Below are 10000 nucleotides of genomic sequence, written 5' to 3'. Positions count from 1 at the left end.
TTTCTGTGTTATCGCCTTTAGGCGCTGCTTTGCTTGGCAAAAATGTAGGGGAAGTGGCTGAAGTCAGGCTGGTACGCCGCTCTTTACGTTTTTTGTTATGTGATCTGATGTCAGTGAAACAACCACCGGCTTTCCATCCTTCTGTACAGGAGAACCCTATGAAACAGACTTCTATTGAAAAGGCGTTACCTGATCTGGTGCTATCCAGTCTGGATCTGGATAGGTTAGATCAGCTGTTAAGCCGTTTACCAGCTAAAGATCCGGCCCGTTTGTCGCTGGAACGGGAGCTGGACCGTGGCGCCGTAGTTGAACCTGAAAATATGCCTGCTGATGTGGTGACTATGAACTCAAGGGTCCGGCTGCGTTTATTAAAAACGGGTGATGAATCCTGCCTTACCCTGGTCTATCCAAAAGATTTGGATGCTTCCGGAGATAAAGTCTCGGTATTGGCGCCAGTTGGCTCGGCCTTGCTTGGCCTGAGTGAGGGTGATGAAATTCATTGGTCTATGCCGGATGGTGAGATCCAGTCAATACAAGTGCTGCAGTTGGTGTATCAACCAGAAAGAGATGGGCAACTGCACAGATAACAAAGATTTTATTGTTACTTCTCCTTCAGCAGCAAATCATAGCTTGAGCTGCTGAAGGACAATGGGCTATGATGAGAACAATTCTTATCGAGGGTGTTATGCCAAAACCCATTCTTCGTTTGGTGTTGTTAATGCTGATTATGCTCAATCATGCCGTTTCGGCCTGTGAGAGCATTGTTATGCATTTGCCTGCGGAGAATCATCCATTTTCTGTGCTGGATAGTTCCAGTCACACACAACATCAGCACTGTACTATTGAAGCAAGCGCCGACGAAAGCGCCGAAGATGTTTCAGAACACCAGGCTGTACATAACGACGACCCTCACCCTACTCATGCTCATGTGGCCTGCTATATAGCCGAACTTTATTCCGTATCTGCAGCTCCTGCTGTGCACAAGGCATCAGCTTTAGCTCAGTACGCTTTAATTACCACCACGTACAGCCCACCAGTACCTCCACCAAACGCTTAAATCCTTCAGTTAAATCAACGGTTTTTACTTTAATTTGAATGATGTAGTGGAGCATAGTTATGACTATGAAATCCGGTCATGCAGCTATTCTGCTGCTGGCCTTGCTGTGGGCTATTTCTGCCCAGGCGACTGAACTTAGCCTTGCCGAAGCGTTAAAACGCACTTTAGTGCAAAGCCCTGACTTGCAATTGTATCCCTATCAGCAGCGCATCAATGATGCGGCTGCTATTAGTGCCGGCATGCGGCCTAACCCTGAACTTCAGCTGGAACTGGCTGATGTGCTGGGCACTGGCGATAGCCGCACTGCTAAAAATGCAGAACTTACCTTAAGCCTTAGCCAATTGATTGAATTGGGTGATAAACGCCAGAAACGTCTTGATCTGACAAAGTGGCAAAGCAAATTAACAGAGCAGCAATACCAGCTGGATAAAGTGGATGCTCTGGCGGCCACTATGCGCAGCTTTTTGCTGGTGTTGCATCAGCAGGCTTTGCTTAAGTGGACAGAGCAAAAAATAGCCACAGAGCAACAAGCTCTTACAGCAGTCAAAAAACGCGCCAAAGCGGGTAATGTGACAGATGCCGATATCACCAGGCTGGAACTAAAAGTACTGCAAAGCCGGATGGAGCAGAAAAGTCTGTCGGCTGAAAAGTGGGTGAACCTGCGTCTGCTGGCCAGCCATTGGGCACAAACACCTGATTTTGATGCGGTGTCCGGTGATTTGAGTCTGCTTCCTACTTTGCCTCAACTTGCTGATGTGTTGACGCTATTACAACAAGCGCCACAGCTGCAATGGTGGTTAACACAAAACCGGCTGCTCGATAGTCAGTTGCAGCTGGCTAAAGCTTTAGGTCAGGCCGATTTAACCCTTGGCGCTGGTATTCGCCGTAATCAGCAAACTAAGGATACGGCTTTTGTGTTGCAGGTGAGTATGCCATTGGCGTTGGAAAACCCGAATCAGGGCGCCATTCTGTCCAGCGCAGCCTTGGCCGAACAAGCCAAACTGCAGCAGCAACAGAACATGCAGCAACTGCAATTGCAAACAGAGCGCAGTTATCTGCAGCTGACTCAACTTAGCGAGCAGATCGGCGATTATCAAAAAGCCGTGATCCCGCTGTCACAACAAGTGCTGGATCAAATGCTGGCTGGTTATCAGCAAGGCGTATTTGATATGACCGACTTACTTGCAGCGCAGCAGGACATTTTGCTGGCCAAACGCCAGGTGATTGACCTGCACTACGCTTTGCATCTGCAACTGTTAGAACTGGAACGCCTGACGGGTTTACCTATGGTGGTGAATAGTCCTGAAGCTTTATCTCAGCAATCCGGTGGATCCTCTCTCCCTCCAAAACAGGAGCTTTCTCAATGAATTTTTTCAGGTTTTTATCTATTTTAGTGCTCGCTATCAGCCTTAGTTTTACCGCTACTGTCAGTGCCCATGGTGATGAACACGACGAAGATGCTGAACACCAGCATGCAGAACCAGCCAAAGGCCCACATGGCGGGCGCTTGCTGACCCAGGATGATTTTGCGCTGGAAGTCACTATTTACGAAACCGAAGTAGAGCCTGAACTGCGGCTTTATCTGTATCAAAACGGTGAGCCAATCAAAACCCCGGAGCTAAAACTGCAGGTGACTTTGCAACGTTTAGGCGAACCGGCAGAACTGATTCACTTCAGCCCTGAACTGGATTATTGGTTAGGCGATAAAGTTATTCGTGAACCTCATTCCTTTGAAGTGGAAGTCAGTGCCAGTTATCAGGGCAAAAATTACCAATGGCATTACGATTCTTTTGAAGGCCGTACCGCTTTATCAGCACGTTCTGTGCAAAAAGCCGGTATAGAGCTGGAGCAAACCCAGGCGGGAAAAATTCAGACTCAGCTGCATTTATTTGGCGTCGTAGCCCCTGTTCCTGAGCAGCAGTACCAGCTTGGCGCTGCTTATGCGGGTGTAGTGCAACAACTGGCGGTCAAAGTCGGTGATAAAGTCAGTAAAGGTCAGTTAGTCGCCATAGTTCAGAACCCAAACAGCTTAAAAAACTACAGTGTTTTAGCGCCTGCAGCAGGTGAAGTAACAGCTAAATATGTCAGTGTCGGCGCCAAAGTTTCAGAGCAGCCGATAGTTGAAATCAGTGATTTATCATCGGTTTATATCGAAATGTCGGCTTTTCCTTCGGACACGGAACAACTGAAGTTAGGGCAGGAGTTTTTGGTAAAAGATTTACATGGCCATCAAGCTGCAGTCAGTCAAATCAGCTACATAGCGCCACAAATGACGGGTGGCCATATAGCCCGTGCCCGTGGTCTGTTAGCCAATACAGACGGCCATTGGCGGCCTGGTATGCATGTCAAAACCGATGTCACAGTAGCGACAGTAGATGCTCCTTTGGTGATCAAAAAATCAGCCTTGCAGTTATGGAATGGCAAAACGGTGATTTTTATCAAAGTTGGCGATGAGTTTGAAATTCGTATGCCGCAGCTTGGTCGCGCCGACGATACGCAAGTTGAAGTCTTATCCGGTGTGCCGCTGGGTGTGCAGTACGCCACTACCAATAGTTTTATCCTCAAAGCCGACGTGATGAAGTCTGGCGCCAGCCATGATCACTAGGAGCTTCTGATGATAAACAATGTATTAAAAACAGCGCTGGCAAGGCCTGTGCTCGTCATGCTGCTGACGCTGTTATTGGCCGCTGCTGGCCTGTGGCAGGCGTCCCGTTTACCAGTAGACGCCGTGCCTGATATCACCAATGTGCAGGTACAAATTAATACCGCTGCTGAAGGTTTTTCGCCGCAGGAAACCGAGCAGCGTATTACTTATGCCATTGAAACCGCTATGGCGGGCTTGCCTCAGCTTGAGTACACCCGTTCTTTATCCCGCTATGGTTTGTCGCAAGTGACAGTGGTTTTTACTGAAGGCACTGATATTTATTGGGCCAGACAACAAGTGGCGGAGCGGCTGCAAAACGTCAGAAATGAGCTGCCTGCTGATATAGATCCGGAAATGGGGCCCATAGTCTCAGGCCTTGGTGAGATTTTTTCCTACACAGTCAAAGCCTTGCCCGATGCCAAAAAAACTGATGGCTCTGCTTATAACCCTGAGGATTTACGCACTATTCAGGACTGGGTGATCAGGCCGCAGCTACTCAAAGTACCGGGTGTGACCGAAATTAATACCATAGGTGGTTATGTCCGCGAATATCAGGTATCGCCTGATTTGGTGAAGTTGCTGGCCTTTAAACTGACGCTGGATGATTTGGCCCAGGCTTTGGAGCAAAACAACAGTAATGTTGGCGCTGGTTATATTGAGCGCAACGGCGAGCAGTGGCTGATCCGATCGCCTGGCCAATTAAAGTCTTTAGAGGACATTAGTCAGTTGGTGATTGCCAAGCGTGACGATGGCCCGGTGCGGGTAAAAGATGTGGCCGCCGTGGCTATAGGTAAACAACTTCGCACTGGCGCCGCCACTCAGGATGGCAACGAAGTGGTGCTGGGCACAGTGATGATGTTGGTGGGGCAAAATAGCCGGACAGTATCGCAGCAAGTCGCCAGCCGGCTTGATGAAATCAATCTGCGCCTGCCTGCAGGAGTGGTGGCCGAAGCCAATTACAACCGCACTACCTTAGTGGATAAAACCATTAAAACAGTCGAAACCAACTTGCTGGAGGGGGCAGTGCTGGTGGTAGTGATCCTGTTTTTGTTTCTCGGCAATGTCAGAGCAGCCCTGTTAACTGCGCTGGTGATCCCACTCAGTATGCTGTTTGCCATCAGTGGTATGGCGGCGAATAAAATGAGCGGCAACCTGATGAGTTTAGGCGCTATTGATTTTGGCCTGATAGTCGACGGCTCCGTCATCGTAGTCGAAAACTGCTTACGCCAGTTGGGTTTAGCCCAGCATCAGCAAGGGCGTTTACTTAGCTTAAAAGAGCGCTCTGCTGTGGTGCTTGATGCCACCAAAGAAGTGATGACACCCGCTATGTTTGGCGTATTTATCATTATGCTGGTGTACCTGCCGATTTTTGCTTTAAGTGGTGTCGAAGGCAAAATGTTCCAGCCTATGGCCTTTACCGTCATAGCAGCTTTGTTAGGTGCTTTGGTGCTGGCTATTACCTTTATTCCGGCTGCTATTGCCTTGTTTGTCAGCGGTAAAATATCGGAAAAAGAAAATGCTTTGATGTTGGCTTTACGTCGCGGCTATCAACCTTTACTGGCGCTCTCTATTAAAACGCCCTTACTGGTATCAGGTATTGCGATACTGCTGCTAACCGGCGCCTTGTGGTCGGCCAGTAAAATGGGCTCGGAGTTTTTGCCTCAACTGAATGAAGGCGACATCGCCATGCATGCTTTGCGTATTCCTGGCACCAGCCTGAGCCAGTCGGTTCAGATGCAATTGCAGCTCGAAGCGGACATTGCCACTTTGCCTGAAGTAGAGCGGGTGTTCTCAAAAATTGGCACGCCGGAAGTGGCGACAGACCCTATGCCACCTAATGTCGCCGATACTTTTATCATTATGAAAAATCAGCAGGACTGGCCCAACCCGGCCAAAACCCGTGCTGAATTTGATCAAGAGTTAAGGGCTTTAGTGGAACAAATTCCGGGCAACAAATACGAGTTTACTCAGCCTATCGAAATGCGCTTTAACGAGCTCATTGCCGGGGTTCGCACCGATGTGGCCGTAAGGGTGTATGGCGATGACCTGGATCTGTTAGCCGAAGTAGGTGAGCAGGTGGCTGCTGTGCTTGCTGCTGTGCCTGGTGCTGAAGATGCCCGTATGGAGCAGTCAGCAGGTTTACCTTTGCTTTCAATAGAACCACAGCGTGACCACTTGGCTTTAGTGGGGATGGACGTGGCGCAAATGCAGCAACTGATCCAAACCGCTATTGGTGGCCGTCAGGTTGGGCTGATGTATGAAGGCGATAAGCGCTTTAAGCTGGTGTTGAGGTTGCCAGAAGAGCTACGGCAAGACCCAGCTGCTTTGGCGCGTATTCCTGTGACCTTACCTGTCGATGATTCGCCTGAATTACGTTATGTGCCATTAGGTGAAATTGCGACTATCCAGGAAATCACAGGCCCGAACCAAATCAACAGGGAAAGTGGTAAACGTAATGTAGTGGTGACGGCTAACGTGACAGATCGCGACCTGGGCAGTTTTATCGCCGAAGTGCAGCAGCGTATGCAGCAATTGCCTTTGCCTGATGGCTACTGGCTGGATTATGGCGGTACATTTAAGCAGTTGCAGTCAGCGACAGAGCGCTTAAGCATAGTGGTGCCTTTAACGCTGTTGCTGATTATTGGCCTGTTGTATGGCGCGTTAAACTCAATGAGGGACACTTTAGTGGTATTCAGTGGCGTACCCCTGGCGCTGACCGGAGGTGTCTTTGCTTTACTGCTGCGTGACATGCCGCTGTCAATCTCGGCCGCCGTAGGTTTTATTGCTTTGTTTGGTATAGCAGTGCTAAACGGCATAGTGCTGGTCAGTTTTATCCGCCAATTGCGGGAGCAGGGGCTGGAGCTGTTGGACGCGCTGGAGCAAGGTGCTCTGTCTAGGTTAAGGCCGGTACTGATGACCGCCTTGGTCGCCAGTTTAGGTTTTGTGCCTATGGCCTTTAACACAGGAACAGGGGCAGAAATTCAGCGGCCACTGGCTACAGTGGTGATAGGCGGCATCATCAGTTCCACCGTGCTGACGTTGCTGGTGCTGCCCGCTTTATACCGCTTGGTGAATTTCAGAAAAGCTTAAGCATAAAATTGGGGTCAGATCACATTAGTTATGTGTAACTAATGTGATCTGACCCCAATTTTATCGCTGAAGATCTGGTATAAAGCGGACAGTTCACTGATACTGCACTACCATTGCCTATAGCAGGCATGGCCTCAGGCTTTAAGCGGGTTTCTTTTATGCAACAATGGTTTAATGCATCCTTACAGCGAAAGATCAGTGGTTTACTTGTGGTGCTGCTGTCCTTTTTATTTGTCGTTATTCTCTATTCTATTTTTAAACTCAAGTTGATTGACGCCGAGATGCACGAAGTGGCAGAAATCGATGTGCCCTTGACTGAAATGGTCAGCGAACTGGAAATGATGCAATTAAAGCAACATTTGCTGATTGAGCAATTTCGTCTCAAAGGTGAAAAAGCTTCGGTAGCACTCAAACCTGAGCAGGCTTTTGCGGCGCAGCGGGATGGCCTGAAGGCGATACTGGCTAAAGCGGAACGGATCCTGAATAAAAGCTTGTTAAAGCACCAGGTACGTTTTGCGCAGGCTGAACATCAAAAGATTCTGGCGAGCATTGAACAGTTTCATCAGCAAAGTGACAGTTTTGAGCAGCAGCTGAAACAAGCATTACAGCAAGGACATACGTCAGAACAACAGTGGCGGCTGTTTGAGGATGAAGCTGCCCGTTTAGATCAAAGTATCATGGCGATCTTACGTCATATGGAAAGTCTGACGCTTGAGGCCAGTCGCTATACTGACAAACATGAAAACGAGTTTATGTTGGTGAATACAGGCTTGGGTTTTTGTGCTTTTGTAATAGGCCTGTATCTGACGTTTTATATTTTACAAATTTTTCGCCAGCGTATTGGACGTATTCAGGCGGAAATTAAAAACGTCCAGCAATCCATTGAGCAAGGTGTGCCGATCACTAGTCCTGAGTTTCATCTGCCAGTTCATCAGGATGAACTGGCAGAATTGGAGCAGGACCTGAAAATGATGGTACAACGTCTGTCACAGGAGATGAGTGACAGGCAGGAAATAGAGCAGCAATTGCTGGTATTGGCTACCCGCGACAAGTTAACCGGCGCTTTTAACCGGCATAAGTGGGATGAACAATTACGGATGCAGCTGAGTTTGGCGGAGCGGGGCAGCAGCTTTAGTATTGCTTTGCTGGACGTCGACTATTTTAAAAAGGTCAACGATCAGTTTGGTCATCAGACGGGTGATAAAGTACTGCAGGCATTAACCGAACACCTGATCAGAAGGTTGCGTAAAACAGACAGTCTTTATCGGTTAGGTGGCGAAGAATTTGTGATCTTATTACCACAGCAAACAGCTGAAGCTGCCTGCCAATTAGCGGAACAGCTAAGGCAGCACATTGCAAGTCTGGAAGAGACAGATTTGCCAGCTTTTACTATTAGTTTTGGTGTCACAGAGTATTGTCAGCAGGACGATGAAGATTCTATTCTGACAAGAGCCGATCGGGCGTTGTACCAGGCTAAAGCTATGGGGCGGAACAGAGTGCAACTAAGCTAAACACTCAGATTGTGCGGCTGTAGCATACTGAAAATCAGCAGTAGGGCACCGACAACAGATGTTGGTTCAGGAGAGCAAGCAGTGAAGCAAAGTATGATAGGGCTGATGTTTTTTATAGCACTGTTGAATACCGCTCAGGCCCAGGTGCAAAAACCAGCAGAGTTACGCTGGTGCTTGGGTACATTTCCTGGTTTTTATGGTTTTAATGCCGAAACCAGACAGCCTGAAGGGCCTTCTGTTTTGTATATGCAGGAAATTGCCAACAGAGCCAGCTTCAAACTTATCCCAAGTGAGGAAACTCCGTCCTCGCGTTGTTTTGCCCAAATGGCAACGGGCGAAACTGATCTGATGATTAATATTCTCAAATCCGGCTCTGGCAGACCTGACATAAAGTACATTCAATTTGCTGCCCGCTGGCCTGACAGAGTGTATCTTGCCTCGGGACGAAAGCTCAGATTAGACAGACCGACACAGCTGGCGACTTTGAGCATCGCAACGATCCGGACTTACAAAGCAGCTGCTGAAATCCAGCTGGTGCTGGATAGCATGAAGAAGCGACAATTGGTGCAGGTGGATTCAGTGCTAACGGCTTTGCAAATGGCAGCAAAGCAGCGCATAGATGCTGCTGTATTGCCGCCAACTCAAGTCAGTGCCGTATTAAAAGAGCATCCTGAGCTGGCCGCTGAACTGCAGGAAATCAGTTTCTCTGTTGAACAGGTGAAACCCCAGGCAGTTTATATAGGCTTGTCCAGCCACTGCAACTGCCCTGAAGCAGAGGCTGCGATCACCCGGAGTATCCAAAGCATGCAAGCGGATGGCAGCACAGATAAAATTTTTGCGGGTAAAATCATCAGTCGGTTTTAAACTGGCTATTGGCCGTGGCTTTCTGTATCTGTCAGCCTGTAAGCCTGGACTGAATTACCAAAAAAAGTGGGAACATACACAGTTCTGGTGCTGGCATCCCAGCCAATATCTGCGGTATTTAGTTTGGATGCTCTGCTATCAAGCAGCTGCGTGATAGTGCCGTTGCTTGAGACCAGATACAGCAAACCAGCCCAGCAACTGACCAAAAATTCGCCGTTACCCAAAGGCTCCAGCCCGTCAGCCCGTTCTGCGAATCCACTAGCAACCTGGCTGATCGTCTTGTTTTGATCGGCCAAATCAATATTCAGCAATTTATCGCCCGCTGCAATGTAGAGTTTTCCATCCACCACTTTTAAACCATTGGCGGCTTCTACATTGTCTAACCAACTGCTGATCTGGCCTAGTTCCAGCTTATAGATACGGTTTTTGCGGGTGTCCGAAATATAAACCAGGCCATTCGCATCAATAGCCACATCATTTAAAAACACCGAATCCGGAGCTGGGATCTTGTGCAGTATTGTGGCCGACGCTATGTCCACTATGACCAGTTCAGTTAAATCAGCGATATAAAGTTTGCCTGCAAAAACAGCCAGGCCTTTAGGCGCATTTAAACCCCGCAGCCAGTTTTTGTGTCTGACGCTGCCATCTGTATTTAACACTGCAATGCCGCCTATGCCATCTGCAGCACTGCCTTGACCATCAATTTCTGACACAAATAACAAGCTGTCGGTTTTACCTTCCATGTGTTGCTGATACCAAAGAACGGACTCAGGGACTCTTAATTCTTTGGTGTGCCATAAAGTCTCAAGTCTGACTGGTGGAGAAATGGCTTCC

Annotated in this window: 8 protein-coding genes; 7 read left to right on the top strand and 1 reads right to left on the bottom strand. The window is 48.5% G+C overall.

What is annotated here, in order from left to right; translation table 11 throughout:
* Positions 1 to 158: 158 nt before the first annotated feature.
* The 7 genes from rnk to LDL40_RS05175 all read left to right on the top strand — a co-directional run bounded on the left by rnk (position 159) and on the right by LDL40_RS05175 (position 9166).
* Positions 159 to 587 (top strand): nucleoside diphosphate kinase regulator, encoded by a 429-nt coding sequence (gene rnk / locus LDL40_RS05205; RefSeq protein ID WP_300994106.1) that lies wholly within the window; start codon positions 159 to 161, stop codon positions 585 to 587.
* A 68-nt stretch (positions 588 to 655) separates the two neighbouring features.
* Complete coding sequence (locus tag LDL40_RS05200) at positions 656 to 1057, top strand: cobalt transporter (protein WP_300994105.1); 402 nt, start codon at positions 656 to 658, stop codon at positions 1055 to 1057.
* Between the two features lie 59 nt (positions 1058 to 1116).
* Positions 1117 to 2424, top strand: coding sequence for a TolC family protein (locus LDL40_RS05195; RefSeq protein ID WP_300994104.1), 1308 nt, complete (start codon positions 1117 to 1119; stop codon positions 2422 to 2424).
* Positions 2421 to 3662, top strand: coding sequence for an efflux RND transporter periplasmic adaptor subunit (locus LDL40_RS05190; protein WP_300994103.1), 1242 nt, complete (start codon positions 2421 to 2423; stop codon positions 3660 to 3662). The genes LDL40_RS05195 and LDL40_RS05190 overlap by 4 nt, the downstream gene beginning before the upstream one ends.
* Positions 3663 to 3671: 9 nt before the next feature.
* The gene (locus LDL40_RS05185; protein ID WP_300994102.1) at positions 3672 to 6791 is read left to right on the top strand and encodes a CusA/CzcA family heavy metal efflux RND transporter; all 3120 of its coding nucleotides are present in this window, start codon (positions 3672 to 3674) and stop codon (positions 6789 to 6791) included.
* Positions 6792 to 6949: 158 nt separating this feature from the next.
* The gene (locus LDL40_RS05180; RefSeq protein ID WP_300994101.1) at positions 6950 to 8302 is read left to right on the top strand and encodes a diguanylate cyclase; all 1353 of its coding nucleotides are present in this window, start codon (positions 6950 to 6952) and stop codon (positions 8300 to 8302) included.
* Positions 8303 to 8383: 81 nt separating this feature from the next.
* The gene (locus LDL40_RS05175) at positions 8384 to 9166 is read left to right on the top strand and encodes an ABC transporter substrate-binding protein (protein ID WP_300994100.1); all 783 of its coding nucleotides are present in this window, start codon (positions 8384 to 8386) and stop codon (positions 9164 to 9166) included.
* A gap of 5 nt (positions 9167 to 9171) precedes the next feature.
* Here LDL40_RS05175 and LDL40_RS05170 read toward each other — a convergent pair.
* Positions 9172 to 10000, bottom strand: an 829-nt coding sequence (locus tag LDL40_RS05170; RefSeq protein ID WP_300994099.1) for an SMP-30/gluconolactonase/LRE family protein, incomplete at its 5' end; no start/stop codon positions are given.

It is taken from the genome of Rheinheimera sp., from assembly GCF_020217005.1.
Classification (GTDB): Bacteria; Pseudomonadota; Gammaproteobacteria; order Enterobacterales; family Alteromonadaceae; genus Pararheinheimera.
Note: the sequence above shows the minus strand (reverse complement) of the source record. Positions and strands in the feature narration are given on the sequence as shown.